Raw genomic sequence first — 24,231 nt, 5'->3', positions numbered from 1 at the left:
TGCTGCGCAGCCCAACGCGGGGCAAGCCCGCTCGCCACAGGAAGCCCGCTCGACACACCAGGCCCGCTGGCCACAAAAGGTTATGCACTTGGCGCCTCCAACACTATCCGGCCGCTGGAGCAGGCGGCGACGCCATTGCGGTAGGCAAAATACAGCTTGCCGCGTTCCTGGTCGAAGCGCAGGTGCAGTTCAACCTGATCGCCGGGGCGCACCAGTTGCTGGAACTTGAGCACTTCCATGCCGGCAAAGGTCGCGGGCAGGTCGAGCAACTGCTGGCCGAGGTTGAAGGCCCATTCCACCTGCACCACGCCCGGCAACACCGGCGTGACGGGGAAGTGGCCGCTGAAGTAGGCAAGGTCCGGCGGGATGCTCAGTTGCACGGTCCATTCGCCGTTGGCGTGCACTTGCGCCAGCACGTCCGGCGCTTTGGGCCGGGGGGCGAGTAACAGCGCTGTGACGTCGGCTTGAGGCAGTTTGCCCTGGGCATTCAGCGGCAACTGGCGCAGCAACCGCCAGCGACGCGGCAGTGCCAAGGCTTCGCAATGTTGGCTCAAATGCTGGCGCAGGGTTTGGGTGACGGTGCGGCGGCCTTGATTGCGCAGGGCATGCAGGCCATCGGCGCTCAACACCACCAGCGCGCCGAGCGAGGCGCGGTTTTCCTGCACCACGCCCAGGCGGGTTTCGGCGACCCAGGCGTGGGCCATCAGCGCCTGTTCGAGCATCGGCAGGGAGATGCGTTTCTCTTCCAGCTTGACGATACGGTCCAGGCGGCCGAGCAACTCGAAGCGCCCGTCGCAGTGGATGCGGGCGGCATCGGCGGTCTGTTCAATGTGCCCAGCCGGTAGATAAGGTGAGGCAATGCGCAGGGCGCCGTCGGCATCCTGGCTCAGTTCTACCTCGGCAAACGGCTGCCACGGCTGCGCGCCTTGGCGCCAGGCAATGCCGCCGGTTTCCGAGCTGCCGAGGATTTCCGTCGGCCATTGCTGCAAACGGTCGTACAGGCTGCCGGCAGCCTCGATGGGCAGCGCGCCACCGGACGAAAACACCCGCGACACGTGGCTCAGGGCGGGCCAGTCGAGGTTGTCGCCCATGCGTTTGAGCAGCGCGGGGCTGGCGACCCAGGCAAATTGTGGGTGTTCGCGGCTGGCGCGCTGCAGGTCTTCGGGGAAGGCCAGTTGTTTGCGTACAAAGGTGCGCCCGGCGCACAGCGGCCACAACACCCGGAACAGCAACCCGTAGATGTGCTGGGTGGCGACGCTGCCGATGATGCAGGCGTCTTTAAGGTCCGCGCCCCACAAGGCTTCCAGCGCTTCCACTTCGTTGGCAAGTTGGCGCAGGGTCTTGTCGATGCGCTTGGGCTCGCCACTGGAGCCGGAGGTGCACAGGCTCAAGTGGCAGGCGTCCAGGTCGAGCGCGGCGGCGCTCAACGGCGCCTGGTACAGCGTGTCGAAATCGGCGGCCTCAACCAGCCAGGCGTCCACGGCGTCGTCCCAGCGCTGGCGGGTCTGGGGTTGCAGGTCGGCCGGCAGCAGCACGCTGACCCCGGCCCGCCAGGCGCCCAGCAGGGCAATGGCCAACAGGCCGGCGTCTTCCAGGTGCACGGCCAAACGCCGGATGCCGCGCGCTTGCAGGCCCGCCGCCAGGCTCAGGGAGTGCGCCCACAGTTGGGCATGGCTCATTTCAGGCTCGGTGGTGACCCAGCGCTGTTGCAGCGGCTCAAGCAGCAGGTGCTCAAGTTTCAACCCATTCATACGCGGCCTCGAACCCTTTGTCGTACCAGCCATTCCACGGCAAACAACAACCCCATCAGCCCGTAGGCGATCAAGCCGTTGTACAACGTCCACCAGCTCAGCGGCGCCCACAGGGTGAGGGCGGCGGCGAGCAGGCCATTACACAGAAAAAATACACTCCACACCACGGTGACCTGACGCGTATAGCGGATGGCCTCGGGCGGCAGTTGCGGTTCAGTGATGCGGGCCAGGCGCTCGACCATCGGCGGGCCGTATTTCAGGCTCAAGCCGAACAGCGCCAGCATGAACACGCTGACCATGCTGGGGTACCAGCGCAGCAGCTGCGGGTTGTCGAACCAGGCCAGCAGCAGGCAAAACACGATCACCGCCATCGCCATCCAGCGGCTGCCCGGGCGGCGTGCGCCGGTCAGCGCGCGCAGCAACCACAGGCTGCCCAGCAGCATGCCGAATTGCCACGGCGCAAAGTGCTCGGTGCCGTAATACACCGCAAAAGGGTACAACAGCCCCGCCAGCAACAGGCCAAGGCCGATCAGCCGGCTCATGCGGCAGGTGCGACCAGACGGTACACCGCCTCAACCACGTCGTTCACGGTGCGTACGGCCTTGAATTCTTCGGCGGCGATCTTCTTGCCAGTCTGGCGCTTGATGTGATCGATCAAGTCCACGGCGTCGATGCTGTCGATTTCCAGGTCCTGGTACAGGTTGGCGTCGAGGGTGACGCGCGAAGGCTCCAGTTCAAACAGTTCCACCAAGGCGTCGCGCAGGGTGTTGAAAATATCGTCACGAGTTTGCATGGTCCGGTCTCAAGCTGCCTGTCTGGCCGTGACGAACGCCGCAAGGCTGGCCACGTTGGTGAAGTGATTGCGCGTGTCTTTGGCGTCGGCATCGATCTTGATGCCGTACTTTTTCTGGATCGCCAGGCCCAATTCCAGGGCGTCTACCGAATCCAGGCCCAGGCCTTCGCCGAACAGGGTCTGCTCGCTGCCGATGTCGTCGACGCTGATGTCTTCCAGGCCCAGGGCCTCGATGATCAGCATCTTTATGTCGTGCTCAAGGCGGTGTTGGTCGCTCATCTTCGGCGAGCTCCTTAATGAAATAGTGGTGCAGGTAATCGTTGAGCTTGCGTGAAGCCTGGGGCGCGGGCCCGAGTGCGGCAAAGGTGTGTGGTTCTATATCGGCACCCACGCGCAAACTGAAGTGAAATCGACGTTTGGGAATGCGGTACCAGGGTTCTGCCTTGGTCAACGTCGTAGGGCTGACCTTGATCACCACGGGGGTGATGATTGTCGCACCGCGCAGCGCGATGGCGGCGCCACCGCGATGAAAGGCGGGCGCCGCGCCGGGTGTGGTGCGGGTGCCCTCGGGGAAAATGATCAGGGTCTGGCCCTGGCGTAACGCCTCGGCGGCGGCGTCGAGCATGTCGGCGCTGCCGTCATTGCTGATATAGCCTGCATCGCGCACCGGCCCACGGGTGAACGGGTTCTGAAACAGGCTCTGCTTGACCACGCAGTTGGTCTGGCGCATCAGGCCGATCAGGAACACCACGTCGATCAGCGACGGGTGGTTGGCGATGATCATCTGGCCCGGGCGACCGAGCTTTTCCGCGCCTTCGACGCTGTAGGTCAACACGCCGGCGCGCTGCATCAGGCGGACGAAGAACCAGAACAGTTTGCTGATGGTGTGGCGGGCGCGGCGCTGATGTTTTTCAGCGCTGCCTGGCAGGCAACTGAGCAGCGGAAACACCAGCAAACGCAGGCACAACCCGCCGACGCCGAAGAAGAAAAAGCTCGCGGCGGTGGCAAACAGGCGCCAGTAATAGGCGTCCCGGGCTTTTTCGGTCAGGGCTTGCGTTGCCAGTTCCATACACGGTTCTTCCAGGCATGTTGGCAGGCAACCTGTTCGGTGAGCAGGGTGCGTAGCAGGTTCAGGGCGTGGGGCCACTGGGTTTGAGTGAGTTGGACAGCGCCGCTGTTTAGTTCCAGTCGCAACTCGTCGCCCGGTGTCAGCAGCAGGCCGAGGGCGTAAGGGAAGGGCACGTCATGAATCCAGCGAGCATAGGCTTCGGGGGGCTGTTCCTCGGTGATCACCAGCAACACCGCCGGGGCACCTTCGTTGAGCAGCGCAGCGGCTTCGAGCATGCCGTGCTCCAGGCCGTCGCCTGCGGCGGCGAGCGCGGTCATCTCGCTGGTTTCATTGCGCAGGATCGACCACAGGCCGATCACCGCGTTATGCACCGATAGGCTGAACTGCGTCGGCGACAGTGGTTGGCCATCGGCCAGATCACTGAGGATGTCGAGGGTGCGCGGGGTTTCGCCGTGCCGGGAAATAAACACCAGCGGCAGGTCTTGCAGGCCTTCGGCCAACGGCCAGCCGACACTGAACGCCATGCGTGCCAGGCGGCTCAGGCGTCGGCGCTGCATGGCCGGCAAAAAGGACACGTCAGGCCAAGCATCGCTGGCAGGCAGCGCCACTGGGGCCTGGCACCAGGCGTGCCAGTCGTGCGCACTCTCCAGGCCGGGAGCCCAGGCGCGCCATTGGGCGATGTTGAAAGTGATCACTGAGAAGTTATCCCGCCCCTGCGGGCTTCCATGTGCGGCCGTTGGCCCCGAATACCGGGACACGGAACGCAGGCCGAATGGCGCGCATTATCCCGGTGCTGCGGGCTTCTAGCAAACTTTGGTAAAGAATTGTTCACGGCTGATTACAATTTACTGGGAAAGATTTACAGATTGTCCTTTACGCGAGGACTGACGGGGTTGTCGGAGTATTCCTTTTAGTTTGTCGGCGCTGGATTACGGGTATCGCGCATCCGGCCGTGCAATGCGCCAGTGCATGGATGAACGAGGTAGCTAACAGGCGCTTTTGCCCTCTACACTCGGACATTCATTGATACACGGAGGTTTTTCCATGCGGCGTGTGGTGTTCAATCAGAAAGGCGGCGTTGGCAAGTCCAGCATTGCCTGCAACCTGGCGGCGGTCAGCGCCAGTGAAGGCTATCGAACCCTGTTGGTGGACCTCGATGCGCAAGCCAACTCGACTCAGTACCTCACCGGGCTGACCGGCGACGATATCCCGATGGGCATCGCCGAGTTCTTCAAGCAAACCCTGTCATCCGGGCCGTTTTCCAAGAAAAACCGCGTGGATATCTACGAAACGCCGTTCGACAACCTGCACGTCATCACCGCGACCGCCGAGCTTGCCGACCTGCAGCCCAAGCTTGAGGCCAAGCACAAGATCAACAAGCTGCGAAAGCTACTCGATGAGCTGAGCGAGGATTACGACCGGATTTACCTGGATACGCCGCCGGCGCTGAATTTTTATGCGGTTTCGGCGCTGATTGCCGCTGATCGTGTATTGATTCCGTTCGACTGCGACAGCTTTTCACGTCAGGCGCTGTATGGCCTGCTGGCGGAAATCGAAGAATTGAAGGAAGACCACAACGAAGGCCTGGAAGTGGAAGGCATTGTGGTCAATCAGTTCCAGGCCCGCGCGAGCCTGCCGCAGCAGATGCTCGATGAGCTGATTGCCGAAGGCCTGCCGGTGCTGCCGGTGTACCTGGCCAGCTCCGTGCGCATGCGCGAGTCGCATCAGGAGAGCAAGCCGCTGATCCACCTGGACCCACGGCACAAGCTGACGCAGCAGTTTGTGGAGTTGCATAACTTGCTGGAAAGCGCGTGATCCTTGCCGGCACCGCCTGACCCTGTGGGAGCTGGCTTGCCTGCGATAGCATCACCTCGGTTTAACTGGCAAACCGAGTTGCCTGCATCGCAGGCAAGCCAGCTCCCACATTTGTTGTGCATTCCTGCAGGGGGAATTGGATTGTTCCCACAGTGGCTGTAGGAAGGGTCTGGCAAGCGGGGTTGTGCCTTGTCTCGCTGCCTACAGATAAGCCAGAATCCGCCGGCTTGTGCGTCTGGATGGGCGTCTCTAAGGTTCTTCGGTCGTTGAATGTTCAGCGATCGGGTTTAGTAGCCCGAAGAGCAGCGTAAAGTGCACGAGCTTCATCTAGCAGACTTTTGTCTGTGTTTGATGGTGGCTGTGCGTAGGGCATCTTCGGGTGCGCCGGCTTTGCGTTGTTCCCCGGTCTACTAACCTGCGCACAGCTGCCACCCTCGTTTAGTAGCGAGGTGAGGGCGGCTCACTCCGGGAATAACGATGAAAACCAGCAACCTTTACAGCCTTACCCCCGACCTTCCTACCGAAACCCTCGTGCTCAACAGCTACGAAACCTTCTCTTCCGTGCGCACGCTATTACTCAAGCTATCCAACGACCTAAGCGGCGAACACCGCGACGTGGCCCTGGCCATCCATCAATTAAGCGAGCTGGGCGTACAACTCGTAGGCCAGATGATGGACCGCGAAACCCCCGTAGCACGGGCTTAAAACGCGGTCAGTGTGGGAGCTGGCTTGCCTGCGATGCAGACAACCCGGTCTGTCAGGCAAACCGAGGGGATGCCATCGCAGGCAAGCCAGCTCCCACATTTGACCGAGTTGATGTTGGGTGTGGGTTATACGCCCTGGCTACGCAACCAGCTCATCAACTGCGGCAACGGGAATGCCCCACTCTGGCGCGCCACTTCGCGGCCGTTTTTGAACAGAATCAAGCTGGGAATCGAGCGAATCCCCAACTGCGCCGACAGCTGCTGATTGGCCTCGCTGTCGAGCTTGGCCAACCGGCACTTGCCCTCCAACTGCCCAGCCGCCTGCTCAAACACCGGCGCAAACGACTTGCACGGCCCACACCATTCGGCCCACACATCCACCAGCAGCGGCAGATCGCCCTTGATCTGGCTGGCGTAGTCGCCCTGTTTCAACTCAAAGGGCTTGTTCAACAACACCGCCTGTTTACAGCGCCCGCATTTAGGCGCATCACCCAGGCGCTCGGCGGGGATGCGGTTGAGGCCGTTGCAATGGGGGCAGGGAATGACGAGAGGTTCGGACATTGAGGGCTCCTGGAGATGGCCAATAGTTTCTATTTGGAGCCAGCGCCGATATTTATCAAGGCAAATACATAACTGTGGCGAGCGGGCTTGCCCCGCGTTGGGCTGCGGAGCAGCCCCAGTAAAGTAACCGAGTTGTATCAGGCAGATCTTCATTGCAGATTTTGGGGCTGCTTCGCAGCCCAACGCGGGGCAAGCCCGCTCGCCACCGTAAACGTATCGTTTTTGCGAACTTACGACGAACAACTAATCTCCAAATGCTTGCCCCAATCCGGCGGCCGCTGGGCGTATTGCTCCATCCCCGCCTGCTCTTCAAAGGGTTTGCTCAGCACTTCATGCAATCGACGTACTTCGCTGTAGTCGCCTGACTCGGCGGCGGCGATGGCGTTTTGTGCAAGGTAGTTGCGCAGGATGTACAGCGGGTTTACCGCGTGCATGCGCTCACGGCGCTGCACTTCGCTGTAGTCCCCGTCTCGCGCAACGCGCGCTTTATACCGTTCGGCCCAGGCATCCAACCCGGCGAGGTCGACGAAGTCATCGCGCAGCCGCGCCACAGCTTGCGCTGCGGGCTCATCACCCAAGCGGCGGAAGAACAGCGTGTAATCGACGCCGCTGTTTTGCATCAGCTTGAGCAACTGCTCCACCAGCTTCTGGTCATCGTCTTCGGCGGTGCTCAGTCCCAGCCGGCGGCGCATCAGGTCCAGGTAATGGGCCTGGTACAGCGGCAGGTAAAGGCCAAGCGCCTCTTTCAAGGCGTCAACGCTGATAAACGGCGTGAGCGCCTGGGCCAGCGCGCTGAGGTTCCACTGCCCAATGGGCACCTGATTGATGAAGGAATAGCGCCCTTCGTGATCGGAGTGGTTGCAGATGAAATGCGCGTCAAAGTCATCGAGGAACGCAAACGGCCCGAAGTCGAAGGTGATGCCCAGGATCGACATGTTGTCGGTGTTCATCACGCCGTGGCAGAAGCCATAGGCCTGCCATTTGGCGATCATTTCGGCATTGCGCTCGACAATTTCGCGGAACATCGCCAGGTACGGCTCGGGCTGCTCGCGGCACTCGGGGTAGTGCAGGTTCAACACGTGTTCGGCCAGTTCAGCCTGCTGCTCGGGCTTTTTGGTGTAGTAAAAATATTCGAAATGCCCGAAGCGGATATGGCTGTGCGCAAGGCGCAGCACCATGGCGCCGCGTTCCTGTTTCTCGCGCCAGACGGGCGTGCTGGAGCCGATCACGCACAGGGCGCGGCTGCTGGGAATGCCCAGCGCATGCAAGGCTTCGGAAGCGAGAAACTCGCGGATCGAAGAGCGCAGCACCGCGCGGCCGTCGCCCATGCGCGAATAAGGCGTCATCCCGGCGCCTTTGAGGTGCAAGTCCCAGTGTTCGCCGGCCTCGTTGTACACCTCGCCCAGCAACAGCCCACGGCCGTCGCCCAGTTGCGGGGTGTAGCCGCCAAACTGGTGGCCGGAATAGACCATCGCCCGCGGCTCCGCTTCGGCCCACAACTTGTGCCCGCTGAACAGCTCGGCAAACACCGGCGTTTCGGCCACCGCCGGGTCGAGGTCGAGCAGCGCCATGGCGGCGTTGCTCGCCACCACAAGGCGCGGCTCATCAAGGGGTTCAGGCAGTACGTGGGTTGAGAACGCGTCGCCCAGGCGTGCGAAGCGGTTGTCGAAGGTCAGTTCGTCGAGGGCTTTCACCGGCCATCTCCAGCAGAATGTCCGAGCATTCTGCTGGGGATAGACGCGTTAGTCGAGTTTGCTCGGCGGTGGTTCTTGCACGCCGCCGTCGTTGGCGGGTTTGGCTGGGGTATCGACTTCCACCAGTTTGTATTCCTGGCCGTGGAGGTTCTTGAGGTAAACCTCCATCTGGCGGAACGAGATGTTGATGTGGTGGTTCTTGAACTCGCGGTTGATAAAGCGGTTCACCTCGTCGATCACCGGGTTGCGGTCACCGAGGTCACGCACGTGCATGCGCAGTTCGTGGTCGAGGGTGCTTTCGCCGAAGTTGAGGAAGTACACGTGGGGTTCCGGCTCTTTCAACACACGCGGGTTTTCTCGCGCCGCCTTGAGTAAGAGTTCCTTCACCAGGTCCAGGTCGGAGCCGTAGTCCACGCCCAGTTTCAGGGTCACGCGGGTGATGGTGTCGGTCAGCGACCAGTTGATCAGTTGCCCGGTAATAAACGTCTTGTTCGGGACGATGATGTCTTTGCGGTCAAAGTCGGTGATGGTCGTCGCACGGATGCGGATCTTGCTGACCGTGCCCGACAGGTTGCCGATGGTGATGGTGTCGCCGATACGCACCGGGCGTTCGAACAGGATCATGATGCCGGAGATAAAGTTGGCGAAGATCTCCTGCATCCCGAAGCCCAACCCCACCGACAGCGCTGCCACCAGCCATTGCAACTTGTCCCAGCTCACCCCGAGCGTGGACAGGGTGGAGACAAAGCCGACGCCGGCAATCACGTACGACAGCAAGGTGGTTGTGGCGTAGGCGCTGCCTTGAGCCAGGTCCAGCTTGGACAGCACCAGCACTTCCAGCAAACCCGGCAAGTTGCGCGCCAGGGCGAAGGTGATGCCGATGATGATTGACGCACCCAGCAAGTCGCCGAAGCTGATCGGCACCATGCTGATGTTGGCGCCGGTGCCGCTGGTGTATTCGTACAGGGTGATGTTGTCCAGGTAGGAGAACACGGTGATCAGGTCTTTCCACACCCAGTACAGCGCCGCGATAAAGCCGCCGAGCAGGGCCAGGCGGATCAGGCGCATGGACTGTTCGTTGACCTGTTCGATATCCAGGGTCGGTTCTTCGATCACCGCTTCGCCATCCCCGGCTTCCTTGGCTGCCTGGCGTTTGGCCAGTGCGCGCGCGTAGGCCAGGCGCCGTGCGGCGACGCCCAGGCCGCGCACGAAGGTGGCTTCGATCACCAGCCAGAACATCAGCAGGTACAGGGTATTGATCAAGCGGTCGCTGAGTTTGAGCGCGGTGTAGTAATAGCCAAAGCACACCGCCAGAAACAGGGCGACGGGCAGGGCGGTGAACACCAGGCCCACGGCTTTACGAAACAGTGAGGCCTTCTCGTGGGTCGGGCTGTTCAGCAGCAGGCGGCCCAGCAACCAGGCCATCAACGCGTAGCACGTCAGCACCACACCGATGCCCAGCACGTCGTCGGCCAGCGCCTCGGGTTGGTGCTCGGCGATGGCCACTACGGCCACCAATGCCAGCACTACCAGGCCGAGTTTGCGCACCCAGCCTTGCAGGAATTCAACCTGGGGTTTCTCCCAACGAAAGTGCAGTTCCGCCACGCCGCCCGGCGCCAGGATGCGGTAGGCGGTGTAGAACACCAGCCACGCTTGGGCGATCTGCAGCAGTGCATCGCCCAGGTTGGCGTTTTGCCCGCGGGCGTCGATCTGCAGCGCGTAGCCGCACAGCGCCAGGCCCAGGGACACCGGCATCGCCAGCAGAATGTTGATCAGGATGGCCTGCGGCGTGTGCCACTGGCTGTCGCGCTTGAAGTGGCCGATGTCCAGGTGAACCTTGTTCAGCCGTTGGTACAGCGCTTTACGCCGCCACAACAATGCACCGATCAACAGCAGCAGGGGCAGGAACAACAGCGGGCGCTGGGTCAGGCCGTCGTACAGTTCGCTGACGCTGGAGGCCCACGGCAGAGTGGTGATCTGTTTGTTCAGGTGCGCCGGTACGGTTTCCAGCCACTCGGTGTCCAGCGGCTTATTGCTGGGGATCCAGAACATTTGCTCATCCAGCGTCGCGCGCAGGGTGGTGGCGGTGCTGAGCAGTTGTTTCTGGTTCAGTTGCAGGGTGATCGATTCGTTCAGCAGTGCGCTCAGCTCACGGCTCAGGCGCTCGAGCAAGTCGCTGCGGGTGATCGCCAATTCCAGCAAGGTGCGGCGCAGTTGCGGCGTCACGTCTTCCGGTGGCTGGTTGGCCAGCAAGTTATCCACATAGGCACTGGGTGAGTTGATCTGCTCACGTTGCTGGTTGATCTCGAACTGGTACAGGCGAATGTTGGCGATATCGTCCGCCAGGTCGCGGTCGACCGTGAGACGGGGCAGCGCCTGTTTCTGCTTGTAGAGGATCTTGGAGAGCAGCAGGCTGCCCTTGAGCACGTTGATTTGCTCGTCCAGGGCCGAGTCGCTTTGCGTCACTGCGTCCAGTTGCTGCTTGGTCTTGAGGTTGGCCTGGGTCAGCTCGTTAAGGCGGTCGGTACTCTTGAGCAGGTAGTCGGACAGCTTGAGGTTGGCCGCGCTTTCCGAGGCCAGCAAGCTGCTGCCCCCGGCTTTCTGCGCTTCGATGGACTGTTGGGTCACGGTCTGCTGGGACTGGGCCAGGCGTTTCTGGTTGATCAGCGTTTGCAGGTCCTGGATTTCCTGCTCCAGGCGGCTGGTTTTCTCGGTCGCCAGGTCGCGCTGGCTATTGCCCAGGTCTTGCAGTTGGCTGTTGCCGGCCAGTTCCTGGCGGCGCAGTGGAATCAGGGCATTGAGGGCGGCCAGTTCGGCATTCAGTTGGTTGCGCTGGTCGCCGGTGAGGGTCTTGCCGTTGTCTTTGCCCGCCTTGAGGATCGAATTGATCTGCTGGATGCGGGTCTGGCTGTTGCTGATTTCTGTCTGGGCGCGTTCGGGGCGGGTCTGGGCGGCGACGGACATGCTGTTGGCGTCGGCCACGGTTTTTTGCAGATCGCCTTGCTGAGTGGTGCGTTGCACCAGCAATTGCTCAAGCTGCGGCACCGGCAGGGTGGCGTAGCGCTGCGCCACCGGGATGATTTTAGTGGCCTTGAGCCGCACCAGTTCGCGCTGGTTTTCAGTGGTTTGGCGCGGGGCGTCTTCGAGCTGGCGCTTGAGGTCGACAAGGCGCTGCTCGTAATCCTGCTTGTTGCCCAGGTAGGTCAGGGTCTGTTGCAGGATGGTTTGCAGCGCCTTCATGTCGGCGTCGGGCAGCTTGCGGTCGGGCAGTTTGTCCAGGGTTTGCTGGATGGACTCGGCGCTGGGCGGGTCGGCGGCGTAAACGCTGCCGACACAGAGGGTCAGGCCCAGCAGGGCAGTGGCTAAAAAGGTGCGCAGAGTTGTCATGGATACCGGTCGAGCAAGGTAAAGAAGGTGGGGGCGTGGCGCCATAGCCCCGCAGTTTAGAGGAAGAGTCCAGGGCCTGGACGACTTCCTTCGGGGAATTTGACGCCGACTTTTCCGATTCTGTTCCCGTCCATGACCGCGACGGTCCACAGCGTGTTGTTCCATTCCACTTGGTCGCCCACCACTGGCGCGCCGCCGACCTTCTGGGTGATGAAGCGACTCAGTGGCATATCCGGGTCGATACCCTCGAGCTTGAGGCCGTACAGCGCCGACACCGCGCCCAGCTGGGCGTCGCCTTCGAGCACAAAGTCGCCGAAGAAGCGCAGGTCGAGACCGCGTTGCGGCGCCTGGCTGAACAGTTTGCCCAGGGCCGGCAGGTTGTGTTCGTGGCCGATCACGCAGAGCAAATCGTCGACTTCAAGCACCGTACTGCCCGACGGATGGAGCAGTTGCTGGCCACGGAACAGCGCGGCGATCCGCGTGCCTTCGGGCATTTTCAGTTCGCGCAGGGCCGCGCCGATACACCATTTTTCTGCGCCCAGGCGGTAGACGAACAGCTCCCACTCGCTGGTAACGTGCACTTCCAGGGCAGCGCGGGAGATCGGCGCAGGGTCGGGCGGTACGGTCACTTTCAGCAGCTTGGCCACCCACGGCAGGCTCGTGCCCTGCACCAGCAGCGAGACCAGCACGATAAAGAACGCCAGGTTGAAATACAGCTGCGCGTGCGGCAGGCCGGCCATCAGCGGGAACACCGCCAGAATGATCGGCACCGCGCCACGCAGGCCGACCCAGGCGATAAAGGCTTTTTCGCGCCCGTGGAACGCCTTGAACGGCAGCAGGCCGACCATCACCGACAGCGGCCGCGCAAACAGGATCATCCACAGCGCCAGGCCCAGGGCGGGCAGGGCGATGGGCAGTAAGTCATGCGGCGTGACCAGCAGGCCCAGCACCAGGAACATGCCGATTTGTGCCAGCCAGGCCATGCCGTCGAGCATATGCAAAATGCCATGGCGGCTGCGCACCGGGCGGTTGCCGATTACCAGGCCGCACAGGTACACGGCGAGGAAGCCGCTGCCGTGCAGGGCGTTGGTCAAGGCGAACACCACCAGGCCACCGGCGATCACCAGGATCGGGTACAGGCCGGTGGCCAGGTTGATGCGGTTGACCATCTGCAGCATCAGCCAGCCGCCGCCCAAACCGACGATGCCGCCGATGCCGAACTCGCGAATCAGGTGGGTCAGCAGGCTCCAATGCAGGCCGGTCTGGCCGGTGGCGAGCATGTCGATCAGGGTCACGGTGAGAAACACCGCCATCGGGTCGTTGCTGCCGGATTCGATTTCCAGGCTGGCGGTCACCCGTTCGTTCAGGCCTTTGCCGCCCAATAGCGAGAACACCGCGGCGGCGTCGGTTGAGCCGACAATCGCGCCGATCAGCAAGCCTTGAATGATATTGAGGTTGAATAGCCACGCTGCGGCCATGCCGGTGAGGCCGGTGGTGATCAACACCCCAACCGTGGCCAGCGACAACGCCGGCCAGAGTGCCACGCGAAAACTCGCCACCCGTGTGCGCAAGCCGCCGTCGAGCAGGATCACTGCCAAGGCAAGGTTGCCCACCAGGTAGGCGGTCGGGTAATTGTCGAAGATAATGCCGCCGCCATCGACGCCGGCGATCATGCCCACGGCCAGGATGATCACCAGAATCGGGATCCCCAGGCGGGACGAAAGAGAACTCACCAGAATGCTCGCACCCACCAGCAACGCGCCGATCAAGAACAGGCTGTTGATGGTCGTCGCATTCAAAGGCAGTACTCCAGAACTGGGAAGACAGGGCGCAAACTGACCATGCAGTCTGCGTGCCAGCGATTCTAACCTGTTGAATTGCTGTGCTGTCAAAAAGCTTTTTCTGAATCGCACAGATCCAAATGTGGGAGCTGGCTTGCCTGCGATTGCGGTGTGTCAGTCACTGGGGTATCGACTGTTAGATTGCTATCGCAGGCAAGCCAGCTCCCACAAAGGATCACCGCAGTCAGTTACAGGCGAAAGCGCCCCACCATCCCATTCAAATCCACTGCCAGGCGCGACAACTCGCTGCTTGCTGCACTGGTTTGGCTGGCGCCGGTGGCCGATTGCACCGACAGATCACGAATGTTCACCAGGTTGCGGTCCACTTCCCGCGCCACCTGCGCCTGCTCTTCTGCCGCGCTGGCGATCACCAGGTTGCGCTCGTTGATCTCCACAATTGCGGTATTGATGGTGTCCAGCGACAGGCCCGCGCCTTTGGCGATGTTCAATGTCGATTCCGCGCGTTCGGTGCTGTTACGCATCGAATCCACCGCGTGTTCGGTGCCGGCCTGAATGCTGCCAATCATCCGCTCGATCTCGCTGGTCGACTGCTGGGTGCGATGGGCCAGGGCGCGCACTTCATCAGCCACCACGGCAAACCCGCGACCGGCTTCACCGGCGCGTGCGGCTTCAATTGCGGCGTTCAGCGCCAGCAGGTTGGTCTGGTCTGCCAGGCCACGAATCACGTCCAGCACCTTGCCGATGTCACGCGATTCATTGGCCAGGTCGCCAATCAGCGTGGCGGTGGCCTGCACATCACCGCTCATGCGCTCGATGGCGCTGACGGTTTCCTGCACCAGGTCACGGCCATCACCGGCGGAGGTGGTGGCGTTGCGCGAGGCTTCCGAAGTGCTCACCGCATTGCGCGCGACTTCTTCCACGGCGCTGGTCATCTCGTTCACCGCTGTGGCGGCTTGTTCGATTTCATTGTTTTGCTGGGTCAGGCCGCGAGCGCTTTCGTCGGTAACGGCGTTCAGCTCTTCGGCGGCGGAGGCCAGCTGCGTGGCGGAACCGGCAATGCGTTGCAGCGTGTCGCGCAATTTTTCCTGCATCTTGGCCATCGCCGCCAGCAGGCGTCCGGCCTCGTCGTTGCCGTCGACCTTGATCGGGCGGGTCAGGTTGCCTTCGGCCACTTCTTCCGCTGCTTCCAATGCCTGGGAAATGGGCAGGGTGATGCTGCGGGTCAGCAGCCAGGCGAACAACAGGGTCAGCAGGGTAGCGATCACCAACAGGCTCACCACCATATTGAAGGCCATGTTGTATTGGTCCTCGGCGTCCTTATTGGTGGTCAGGGCCATTTTGTTGTTGAGCTCCAGCAGGCGCGTGAGCACGGCATTGACCTGCTCGGAGTTGCTGAGCAATTCGGTGTTGAGCAATTTGCGCAGATCGTCGACTTGATTGGCCTGGGAGAAGCTCTTCATGCGCTCTTCAATCTGATGGTATTGACCGAGCAAGCGCACGTACTCGTCGTAGGCCGAACGCTCTTCAGCACCCTCGATGAGTTTTTCGTAGACAGCCTGGGCGGTGCGGATCTGCTGATTACGCAGCTCAAAAGCTTCCAGGGTTTTTTGCTGGATCTCCGGCTCGCGGTTGGTCAGCAGGCGGTACGACAATACCCGCAGGCGCAGGGTCAGTTGGGTGAACTCGTCGAGGGCGCGAATGCTCGGCACGCTGGCCAGGGTGATGTCTTCCGTGGCAGCACGGATCTTGCTCATTTGGTTCAGGGCGAACACACCGAGAAACAACATCAACGCGCCAATCAACGCAAAGCCGAGAAAGGCCCTCGGAGCGATATTCATATTACGAAGCGACATGCGGGAATCCTGGGGGAGAGCGCGATCCGTGCGGCCATGAGACGGTCAGTCCCCCTCTATCGGTCGTAGGACTAAAGTCTAAAGGGGCCTGTGCGTTTTTGTCGCATCTGACGAGGGGTTGGGCGGATTCAGGAACCAGATCGGGTAAATGCAGTCACTAAGGCTCGAAAGTGCGGCCCGGCCCTTAAATATCGGGCTGCGCGCCTGGGATAACCCTGGCATCCGAGGTGAATTTTCTTTATCGTCACCGCCCTTTGAAAAAGCCCGAGAAATCAAAATGTTAGAAGCATCCCTCAGCCAACTGGAACAACTGGTCAGCGACCTGGTACAGCAGAATCAGGACCTACTGGGCAGCAACGAATCCCTCAAGGCCGAACTGGCCCGCGCCAAGGATGAAAACGACAGCCTGCAACTGAACCTGATGGAACAGGAAGAAAAGCACGGCGCTACCGCCGCACGCATCCAGGCCCTGGTTGAGCGTGTGAGCGCAGGTCCTGTCGGCGCATGAATGAAGGGATAAAGGTCGTTTCGATTCTCGGAGAGGATTACTCGATCAAGGCGCCGGACGGGGAAGATCAAACCCTGATGCACGCCGTGACCATGCTCAAGGCCTCCCTGGCCACCACCAAGAAAAAGTACCCGACCCTGATCGGTGACAAATTATTGGTACTGGCTGCGCTGAACCTGTGCGCCGAGCAGATCGAAATGCAAAAGCACCACCAGCAGGAACTCGACCGTTACCAAGAGCAAGTCAGCGCCACGGTCGAAGTGATTTCCAAGGCGATCGGAACGCCTTAGAACCACGCATTCTGCATCCCCAGGCACGTGTCATCGCGTGCCTCCAGAATCGCCAGTTCATGATGGCAGCTCGGCACTTCCCAGGTCAGGAAGTACCGAGCGGCCTGGAGCTTGCCTTTATAAAAGGCAGCATCCGCCGCATTGCCTTTGGCCAAGCCTTCCTCGGCGCGAATCGCCTGCTCCAGCCAGCGCCAGCCAATCACCGTGTGCCCGAACACCTTCAAATACAGTGCCGAATTCGCCAGGCTGCTGTTGACCTTGCCTTGGGCGAGATCGGTCAGCAGGCCGAGTGTGACGCGCTGCAGGTTGGTCACTAATACTTCCAGTGGTTCTCGCAGTGCGGTCAGTGATGGGTATTGCTGTGCTCGAGCGCCTGTCTCGGCGATCAGGCGGATCAGTTGCTTGAGGCCCGCGCCGCCATTCTGCGCGAGCTTGCGCCCGAGCAAATCCAGGGACTGGATGCCGTGGGTGCCTTCATGGATCGGGTTCAGGCGGTTGTCGCGGTAGTACTGCTCCACCGGGTATTCGCGGGTGTAGCCGTGGCCGCCGAGAATCTGGATCGCCAGCTCGTTGGCCTTGAGGCAGAACTCCGACGGCCAGGATTTGACGATGGGCGTGAGCAGGTCGAGCAGTTCGTGGGCTTGCTTGCGCTCGGTTTCGGTATCCAGCGTGGTGGTGTCATCGAACAACCGCGCGGCATACAGGCCGAGGTCGAAGGCGCCTTCGACGTAGGCTTTTTGTGTCAGCAGCATGCGCTTGATATCGGCGTGCTGGATGATCGAAACCGGCGCGGTGCCTGGGTCTTTGCTGTCGGGCAGGCGACCTTGTGGGCGTTCGCGGGCGTATTCCAGCGAGTAGAGGTAGCCGGCGTAACCGAGCATGACTGCGCCCATGCCCACGCCGATGCGCGCCTCGTTCATCATCTGGAACATGCAGCTCAGACCCTGATGCGGCTTGCCGACCAGATAGCCGACGCAATTGCCGTTATCGCCGAAGTTAAGCGCCGTGGACGTGGTGCCGCGCCAGCCCATCTTGTGGAACAACCCGGCCAGCAGCACATCGTTGCGCGCGCCCAGGCTGCCATCCTCGTTGACCAGGAACTTGGGCACGATAAACAGCGAAATACCCTTCACCCCGGCCGGCCCATCCGGCAGCTTGGCCAGCACCATGTGCACGATGTTTTCCGACAGCGAATGGTCGCCGCCGGAGATGAAGATCTTGTTGCCCTTGAGGCGATAACTGCCGTCAGCCGCTGGCTCTGCCCGCGTACGAATATCCGACAGGGATGAACCGGCATGTGGCTCGGTCAGTGCCATGGTGCCGAAAAAGCGGCCCTCGATCATTGGCTGCAGGAAGCGCTGCTTCTGTGCCTCGGTGCCGAAGCTTTCGATCAGGTTGGCGGCGCCCATGGTCAGGAACGGGTAGGAGGTCGAGGCCGCGTTGGCCGACTGGAAGTGCGCAAAACAGGCTTGCGATAGCAGGGTCGGCAACTGCATGCCGCCGGCTTCGAAGCTGCGCGCGGCGTTGAGAAAGCCGGCTTCGAGGAACGCGTCCACGGCGGGTTTGACGTCCGGGATCAGGATCGCCTTGCCGTCTTCATAGCGCGGTTCGTTTTCGTCGTTTTTGCGGTTGTGCGGCGCGAAGTACTTTTCGGCAATGCTGCGCGCGGTGCTGATGGCGGCATCGAACGTTTCGCGGTTGTGCTCGGCAAACCGCTCGCGCTGGGTCAGGCCCTCGGCATCGAGGACTTCGTACAGCTCGAAAGCCAGATTGCGGGAACTGAGCAGCGTCTCGGACATGGCGGCTTACCTTTTAAGGGAATGGCCGGAGTCTAAGTGCGCAAATAGAGGCTGGATAGCAAGATTGATTTGCGTGATGCAGAGGCAGAACGCGAGAAGGGAGTTGCGAACGCGGTCAATGTGGGAGCTGGCTTGCCTGCGATGAGGCAGTGCCAGCCGACATCTTCGTCACTGACCCGCCGCTATCGCAGGCAAGCCAGCTCCCACATTTTGACCGCGTTTCGTCAGTTAGCCGATAGTCATCAGGCTGGCGTTACCGCCCGCCGCAGCGGTGTTAACACTCAACGCCCGCTCAATTACCAGACGCTCCAGCGCAATCGCCGTCTCGCCCTGTGACAAGCCATGCACCCCGACAATCGCCCCACCACGCTGCGCCACTTGCTGGCACACCGCACGCAATTGATCGGAATCACCGTGGTGCAGGACCGCGTCGAATACCACCTCATCCTTGGTCCAGTCAGCCACGCGCTTGATCTTCGCCTGAACTTCCCTCGGCAGGCGTGGGAACAACGCTTTAGTCAGGTCAGTTTCCGGCCATACCGCCGAACCGCCGACGGCTAATACCGCCGCCAGTTGCGTCAGCAGATCACCTTCCACGTCCGCCAGACACAGCACGTGCTCGCGGGGCAGGATCGCGTAGCTGTTGCGCTCGCCGGTCGGGCCGGCCAGCTGGCGAGTAATACCGCTTTGCGACTGCGCGGCGAACTGGTTGCACAGGGCGCTCAGTTCGCTGAACTTGTGGCCCTCGGCCCAGGTTTTCAGGGCGGTCAGCGGTTGGCTCATGGCATCGCGCAGACGCACGTCCGGCGCGGCCAGCTTGTCGCCACGCACGAAGGACTGTTCGATCGCATCGGTAGGACGAGTCGACAGCAGACGGTACAGGTACAGCGGCCCACCGGCTTTCGGGCCAGTGCCCGACAGGCCTTCGCCGCCGAAGGGCTGCACGCCAACCACCGCGCCCACGATGTTGCGGTTCACATAGACGTTACCGGCGTGAACATTGTCGATCACCTTGGCGATGGTCTCGTCGATGCGGGTGTGCACGCCCAGCGTCAGGCCGTAGCCGGAGGCATTGATCTGCGCGATGAGCTGGTCGATCTCTTTGCGCTTGTAACGCACCACGTGCAGCACCGGGCCGAAGATCTCGCGTTGCAGTTCGTCGAAGCTTTCCAGCTCGATCAGGGTGGGCATCACGAAGGTGCCGCGCTTGATCTCCTCGCCGTCGGCAATCGCCACCTGGTACACATTGCGGCCTTTGTCGCGCATGGCCTGGATGTGTTTCTCGATGCCGGCCTTGGCTTCGGCGTCGATCACCGGGCCGATGTCTACCGACAGGCGCTCCGGGTTGCCCAGACGGCATTCAGCCATGGCACCCTTGAGCATTTCGATCACACGGTCTGCCGAGTCTTCCTGCAGGCACAGAACGCGCAGGGCCGAGCAGCGCTGGCCGGCGCTGTCGAAGGCCGAGGACACAACGTCGATGACCACTTGCTCGGTCAGCGCCGAAGAGTCGACGATCATTGCGTTCTGGCCACCGGTTTCGGCGATCAGCGGAATCGGACGGCCCTGGGCATCCAGGCGGCCCGCAACGCTGCGTTGCAGCAGGCGCGCCACTTCGGTGGAGCCGGTGAACATCACGCCTTTGACGCGATCATCCCCCACCAGGCGGGCACCGACGCTTTCGCCCTGGCCCGGCAGCAGTTGCAGCACGCCTTCCGGAATGCCAGCTTCGAGCAAAATACGCACAGCTTGTGCCGCCACCAGCGGGGTTTGCTCGGCAGGCTTGGCCAATACCGGGTTACCGGCAGCCAGTGCGGCAGCCACTTGGCCGCTGAAGATCGCCAGCGGGAAGTTCCACGGGCTGATGCACACCACTGGGCCCAATGGGCGGTGGGCGTCGTTGGTGAAATCGTTACGGGCCTGTACCGCGTAGTAGCGCAGGAAATCCACGGCTTCGCGCACTTCGGCGATGGCGTTGGCGAAAGTCTTGCCGGCCTCGCGGGCCAGCAGGCCCATCAACGGCTGGATCTCGCCTTCCATCAAGTCGGCGGCACGCTCCAGGATCGCGGCGCGCTCGGCGGGCGGGGTGGCCTGCCAGATCGGGCCGGCATTGATCGCGCATTGAATGGCGTTGTCGACGTCTTCGACGGTGGCTTCTTGTACATGGCCCACCACGTCACGCAGGTCGGAGGGGTTCAGAACAGGTGCGGCCGGCTCATTGCTGGAGGCGCAGCCCAGCATCGGCGCGGCTTTCCAGTCGTTATGCGCGGTAGCCAGCAAGGCGCAGGACAACGACGCCAGGCGGTGTTCGTTCGCCAGGTCGATACCGGCCGAGTTGGCGCGGTCGCTGCCATACAGGTCACGCGGCAGTGGAATACGCGGGTGCGGCAGGCCGAAGCCGCCTTCCAGCGTGGCCATCTGCTCGATGCTGGCCACTGGGTCGGCCACCAGTTCCTGAATCGAAATAGTGTGGTCCGCAATACGGTTGACGAACGAGGTGTTGGCGCCGTTTTCCAGCAGGCGACGCACCAGGTAGGCCAGCAGTGTTTCGTGGGTACCGACCGGTGCGTACACGCGGCACGGACGGTTCAGCTTGCCCTCGGAAACTTTGCCTACAACTTGCTCGTACAGCGGTTCACCCATGCCGTGCAGGCATTGGAACTCGTACTGGCCGGGGTAATAGTTCTGACCGGCGATGTGGTAGATGGCCGACAGGGTGTGGGCGTTGTGCGTGGCGAACTGCGGGTAGATGGCTTCCGGCACCGACAGCAGTTTGCGTGCGCAGGCAATGTAGGAAACGTCGGTGTACACCTTGCGGGTGTACACCGGGTAGCCTTCCAGGCCTTCAACTTGGGCGCGCTTGATCTCGCTGTCCCAGTACGCGCCTTTTACCAGGCGGATCATCAGGCGATGGCGGCTGCGGCGTGCCAGGTCGATGACGTAGTCGATCACATACGGGCAGCGTTTCTGGTAGGCCTGGATCACGAAGCCGATGCCGTTCCAGCCGGTCAGTTGCGGCTCGAAGCACAGGCGTTCGAGCAGGTCGAGCGACAGCTCCAGGCGGTCGGCTTCTTCGGCGTCGATGTTCAAGCCAATGTCGTAGTGCTTGGCCAGCAAGGTCAGCGACAGCAGGCGCGGGTACAGCTCGTCCATCACACGCTCGTACTGCGCACGGCTGTAACGCGGGTGCAGTGCCGAGAGTTTGATGGAAATGCCCGGGCCTTCATAAATCCCACGGCCGTGAGAGGCTTTGCCGATGGAGTGAATGGCTTGTTCGTACGAGGCCAGGTACTTCTGGGCGTCGTGTTCGGTCAGCGCGGCTTCGCCGAGCATGTCGTAGGAATAGCGGAAGCCCTTGGCTTCGAACTTGCTCGCATTGGCCAGGGCTTCGGCGATGGTTTCGCCGGTGACGAACTGCTCGCCCATCAGGCGCATGGCCATGTCGACGCCCTTGCGAATCATCGGCTCGCCGCTCTTGCCGATAATGCGGCTCAGGGACGAGGTCAAACCCGCTTCGTTGTGCGTGGCGACCAGTTTGCCGGTCAGCAGCAGGCCCCAAGTGGCGGCGTTGACGAACAGCGACGGGCTGTTGCCCAGGTGCGGCTGCCAGTTGCCGGTGCTGATTTTGTCGCGGATCAGTGCGTCGCGCGTGCCCTTGTCCGGGATGCGCAGCAGCGCTTCGGCCAGGCACATCAGGGCCACGCCTTCCTGGGACGACAGGGAAAATTCTTGCAGCAGGCCTTGAACAATACCGGCACGGCCGCCGGCGCTCTTCTGATTGCGCAACTTCTCGGCAATCGAGGCGGCCAGCTTGTTGGTGGCTTCGGCCATCTGCTGCGGCAGGCGGGCCTGCTCGATCAGCATTGGCACTACTTCCGGTTCCGGGCGGCGGTAGGCGGCGGTGATCGAGGCGCGCAGTACCGATTGCGGCAGGATGCTCTCGGCGAACTCCAGGAAGCACTGGTGAGCGTGGTCAGGCTGAACCTCGCCAGCGTCCTCCGCGTCCTTGCTGCCCAAGCCATTGAGCTCGTTCAGGGTTGCACCACCCTCCAGTTTCTCCAGGTAATTGAAAATCGCCTGCTTGATCAGCCAGTGCGGCGTGCGATCAATGGAGGTCGCGGCGGCCTTGAGGCGTTCGCGGGTCGGGTCGTCGAGTTTGACCCCAAGGGTGGTCGTTGCCATCTTTTTATCCTCATGGGTGCCACTACTGCGTGGCATCTGCTGGCGGCAAGATTAGCTTTGCCCATGCAGAGGTGCAACCGGGTGCAACCCAAATTGTTCAGGAAATTTTTGATCGTGATCGGGAAAAAATCCGGCCTTCAGAAAAATCTGCTTTCCATTGGTGCGTTTACTTCTGAGGTCGGCTGTTCTTGCTCCGAAAAGGAGCAAAAAACCGTGGTTTTGGCCTAAACATGTCTAGGTGCAACTTATTCTCAAGAAACTGGTTGCACCTTATTTGCTTTGTTGAATAGCATTCGCGCCCAAGGTGCAACCGCCTGCAAGGTTCGGTTCATCGGCTGGCGGCTTTCCTGGGGAAACGCCAGTCATAAATGCACGGCACGCAGTCTCGTCTATCCGCTTATCAACGGGTGGCCGTCTGACACAGACCGTCGCTACATAAAAACAAAGCCAGGGCGTCACTCTTATGAGCGTAAGTAATCCTACCCTGATCACATTTGTGATCTACATCGCAGCAATGGTGTTGATCGGCTTCATGGCCTATCGCTCCACCAACAACCTCTCTGACTACATCCTCGGCGGTCGCAGCCTCGGCAGCGTGGTCACCGCGTTGTCCGCCGGTGCTTCCGATATGAGCGGCTGGTTGTTGATGGGCCTGCCGGGCGCCATCTACATGTCCGGTCTGTCGGAAAGCTGGATCGCCATCGGCCTGATCGTCGGCGCGTACCTGAATTGGTTGTTCGTGGCCGGCCGCCTGCGGGTGCAGACCGAACACAACGGCGACGCCCTGACGCTGCCGGATTACTTCTCCAGCCGTTTCGAAGACAAAAGCGGCCTGCTGCGAATCATCTCTGCGGTGGTGATTCTGGTGTTCTTCACCATTTATTGCGCTTCCGGCATCGTGGCCGGCGCCCGTCTGTTTGAAAGCACTTTCGGCATGTCCTACGAGACCGCCCTGTGGGCCGGTGCTGCCGCGACAATTGCCTACACCTTCGTCGGTGGTTTCCTGGCAGTCAGTTGGACAGATACCGTACAAGCCACGCTGATGATCTTCGCGCTGATCCTGACGCCGATCATTGTGTTGCTGGCCACCGGTGGCATCGACACCACGTTCCTGGCAATCGAAGCCAAGAACCCTGACAACTTCAACATGCTGAAAAACACCACCTTCATCGGCATCATTTCGCTGATGGGCTGGGGCCTGGGTTACTTTGGCCAGCCGCACATCCTCGCGCGCTTCATGGCGGCGGATTCGGTGAAGTCGATTGCCAAGGCGCGTCGCATCTCCATGACCTGGATGATCCTGTGCCTGGGCGGCACCGTGGCGGTGGGCTTCTTCGGTATCGCTTACTTCTCGGCGCACCCGGAAGTGGCCGGCCCGGTCAACGAGAACCACGAACGTGTGTTCATCGAACTGGCCAAGCTGCTGTTCAACCCGTGGATCGCCGGCGTGCTGTTGTCGGCCATTCTGGCTGCGGTCATGAGTACCCTGAGCTGCCAGTTGCTGGTGTGCTCGAGCGCGCTGACCGAAGACTTCTACAAAACTTTCCTGCGCAAAAACGCCTCCCAGGTTGAGCTGGTGTGGGTCGGCCGCGCGATGGTGCTGCTGGTTGCCCTGATCGCGATTGCCATGGCAGCCAACCCGAACAACCGCGTGCTGGGCTTGGTGAGCTACGCCTGGGCCGGTTTTGGCGCCGCGTTCGGGCCTGTGGTGCTGATCTCGGTGATCTGGAAACAGATGACCCGCAACGGCGCACTGGCCGGCATCCTGGTCGGCGCGGTCACTGTGATTGTGTGGAAGCACTTCGAGCTGCTGGGCCTGTACGAAATCATCCCGGGCTTTATCTTCGCCAGCCTGGCGATCTACGTCGTCAGCAAGCTGGGCGCACCGACTGCCGGTATGGTCGAGCGTTTTGACGCGGCGGAAAAAGACTACAACCTCAACAAGTAATTCGTCGGGTGTTAAGCGCCCGTTGAATTGGAAAAAAGGCCCGCGTCCTACGGATTGCGGGCCTTTTTTTGCGTG

General features: G+C 61.5%; 17 protein-coding genes and 2 pseudogenes. 5 read left to right on the top strand and 14 right to left on the bottom strand.

Annotated features, from left to right (window positions below; genetic code table 11):
* Positions 1-80 precede the first annotated feature (80 nt).
* Genes ACP7B3_RS16620 through ACP7B3_RS16595 form a run of 6 tightly spaced genes read right to left on the bottom strand, consistent with a single transcriptional unit; the run spans position 81 to position 4,308 of the window.
* Complete coding sequence (locus ACP7B3_RS16620; RefSeq protein ID WP_426179719.1) at positions 81-1,751, bottom strand: AMP-binding protein; 1,671 nt, start codon at positions 1,749-1,751, stop codon at positions 81-83.
* Entirely contained in the window at positions 1,748-2,293 is a 546-nt protein-coding gene (locus ACP7B3_RS16615; protein ID WP_426179717.1) for a hypothetical protein, read from the bottom strand. The genes ACP7B3_RS16620 and ACP7B3_RS16615 overlap by 4 nt, the downstream gene beginning before the upstream one ends.
* On the bottom strand, positions 2,290-2,544 hold the full coding sequence (locus ACP7B3_RS16610; protein ID WP_106577551.1) for an acyl carrier protein: 255 nt from the start codon (positions 2,542-2,544) through the stop codon (positions 2,290-2,292). The genes ACP7B3_RS16615 and ACP7B3_RS16610 overlap by 4 nt, the downstream gene beginning before the upstream one ends.
* Positions 2,545-2,553: 9 nt before the next feature.
* A complete protein-coding gene (locus ACP7B3_RS16605) occupies positions 2,554-2,823 on the bottom strand; it encodes a phosphopantetheine-binding protein (RefSeq protein WP_010213712.1) in 270 nt (89 codons plus the stop codon).
* The gene (locus ACP7B3_RS16600) at positions 2,801-3,613 is read right to left on the bottom strand and encodes a lysophospholipid acyltransferase family protein (RefSeq protein ID WP_145160031.1); all 813 of its coding nucleotides are present in this window, start codon (positions 3,611-3,613) and stop codon (positions 2,801-2,803) included. Before ACP7B3_RS16600 ends, ACP7B3_RS16605 begins: the two co-directional genes overlap by 23 nt.
* The gene (locus ACP7B3_RS16595; RefSeq protein WP_426179714.1) at positions 3,589-4,308 is read right to left on the bottom strand and encodes a beta-ketoacyl synthase chain length factor; all 720 of its coding nucleotides are present in this window, start codon (positions 4,306-4,308) and stop codon (positions 3,589-3,591) included. Before ACP7B3_RS16595 ends, ACP7B3_RS16600 begins: the two co-directional genes overlap by 25 nt.
* A gap of 349 nt (positions 4,309-4,657) precedes the next feature.
* Between ACP7B3_RS16595 and ACP7B3_RS16590 the strand changes: the two genes are divergently transcribed.
* Together ACP7B3_RS16590 and ACP7B3_RS16585 are read left to right on the top strand one after the other, a co-directional pair.
* A complete protein-coding gene (locus ACP7B3_RS16590) occupies positions 4,658-5,428 on the top strand; it encodes a ParA family protein (protein ID WP_106577554.1) in 771 nt (256 codons plus the stop codon).
* A gap of 477 nt (positions 5,429-5,905) precedes the next feature.
* Complete coding sequence (locus tag ACP7B3_RS16585) at positions 5,906-6,133, top strand: DUF6124 family protein (protein ID WP_426179712.1); 228 nt, start codon at positions 5,906-5,908, stop codon at positions 6,131-6,133.
* A 125-nt stretch (positions 6,134-6,258) separates the two neighbouring features.
* On the opposite strand, the gene trxC is transcribed toward ACP7B3_RS16585, so the two are convergent.
* The 6 genes and pseudogenes from trxC to ACP7B3_RS16555 form a co-directional block, all read right to left on the bottom strand.
* The gene (gene trxC / locus ACP7B3_RS16580) at positions 6,259-6,693 is read right to left on the bottom strand and encodes a thioredoxin TrxC (RefSeq protein ID WP_426179710.1); all 435 of its coding nucleotides are present in this window, start codon (positions 6,691-6,693) and stop codon (positions 6,259-6,261) included.
* Positions 6,694-6,923: 230 nt separating this feature from the next.
* Entirely contained in the window at positions 6,924-8,387 is a 1,464-nt protein-coding gene (gene selO, locus ACP7B3_RS16575; protein ID WP_426179708.1) for a protein adenylyltransferase SelO, read from the bottom strand.
* Positions 8,388-8,435: 48 nt separating this feature from the next.
* Positions 8,436-11,774, bottom strand: coding sequence for a mechanosensitive channel MscK (mscK, locus tag ACP7B3_RS16570; RefSeq protein ID WP_242198854.1), 3,339 nt, complete (start codon positions 11,772-11,774; stop codon positions 8,436-8,438).
* Between the two features lie 56 nt (positions 11,775-11,830).
* Positions 11,831-13,573 (bottom strand): potassium/proton antiporter, encoded by a 1,743-nt coding sequence (locus tag ACP7B3_RS16565; protein ID WP_106577559.1) that lies wholly within the window; start codon positions 13,571-13,573, stop codon positions 11,831-11,833.
* Between the two features lie 230 nt (positions 13,574-13,803).
* Positions 13,804-14,403, bottom strand: a pseudogene (locus ACP7B3_RS16560) (methyl-accepting chemotaxis protein); the annotation flags it as partial.
* 303 nt (positions 14,404-14,706) lie between these two features.
* A pseudogene (locus tag ACP7B3_RS16555) lies at positions 14,707-15,363 on the bottom strand (MCP four helix bundle domain-containing protein); the annotation flags it as partial.
* Between the two features lie 343 nt (positions 15,364-15,706).
* Here ACP7B3_RS16555 and ACP7B3_RS16550 point away from each other — a divergent pair.
* Both ACP7B3_RS16550 and ACP7B3_RS16545 read left to right on the top strand, forming a co-directional pair.
* Entirely contained in the window at positions 15,707-15,937 is a 231-nt protein-coding gene (locus ACP7B3_RS16550; protein ID WP_038844376.1) for a hypothetical protein, read from the top strand.
* Positions 15,934-16,227, top strand: coding sequence for a cell division protein ZapA (locus tag ACP7B3_RS16545; protein ID WP_119738009.1), 294 nt, complete (start codon positions 15,934-15,936; stop codon positions 16,225-16,227). The genes ACP7B3_RS16550 and ACP7B3_RS16545 overlap by 4 nt, the downstream gene beginning before the upstream one ends.
* On the opposite strand, the gene ACP7B3_RS16540 is transcribed toward ACP7B3_RS16545, so the two are convergent.
* Both ACP7B3_RS16540 and putA read right to left on the bottom strand, forming a co-directional pair.
* Positions 16,224-18,026: an acyl-CoA dehydrogenase gene (locus ACP7B3_RS16540; protein WP_426179705.1), complete on the bottom strand. Its 1,803-nt coding sequence runs from the start codon at positions 18,024-18,026 to the stop codon at positions 16,224-16,226. The genes ACP7B3_RS16545 and ACP7B3_RS16540 overlap by 4 nt on opposite strands.
* A 228-nt stretch (positions 18,027-18,254) precedes the next feature.
* On the bottom strand, positions 18,255-22,208 hold the full coding sequence (gene putA, locus ACP7B3_RS16535; RefSeq protein WP_426179703.1) for a trifunctional transcriptional regulator/proline dehydrogenase/L-glutamate gamma-semialdehyde dehydrogenase: 3,954 nt from the start codon (positions 22,206-22,208) through the stop codon (positions 18,255-18,257).
* A 463-nt stretch (positions 22,209-22,671) separates the two neighbouring features.
* Here putA and putP point away from each other — a divergent pair, with 463 nt between their 5' ends.
* On the top strand, positions 22,672-24,156 hold the full coding sequence (gene putP / locus ACP7B3_RS16530; RefSeq protein WP_145160050.1) for a sodium/proline symporter PutP: 1,485 nt from the start codon (positions 22,672-22,674) through the stop codon (positions 24,154-24,156).
* Positions 24,157-24,231 lie beyond the last annotated feature (75 nt).

The organism is Pseudomonas sp. TWRC1-2 (assembly GCF_049896685.1).
Taxonomy (GTDB): Bacteria; Pseudomonadota; Gammaproteobacteria; order Pseudomonadales; family Pseudomonadaceae; genus Aquipseudomonas.
This window is presented reverse-complemented; position numbering and strand designations above follow the sequence as displayed.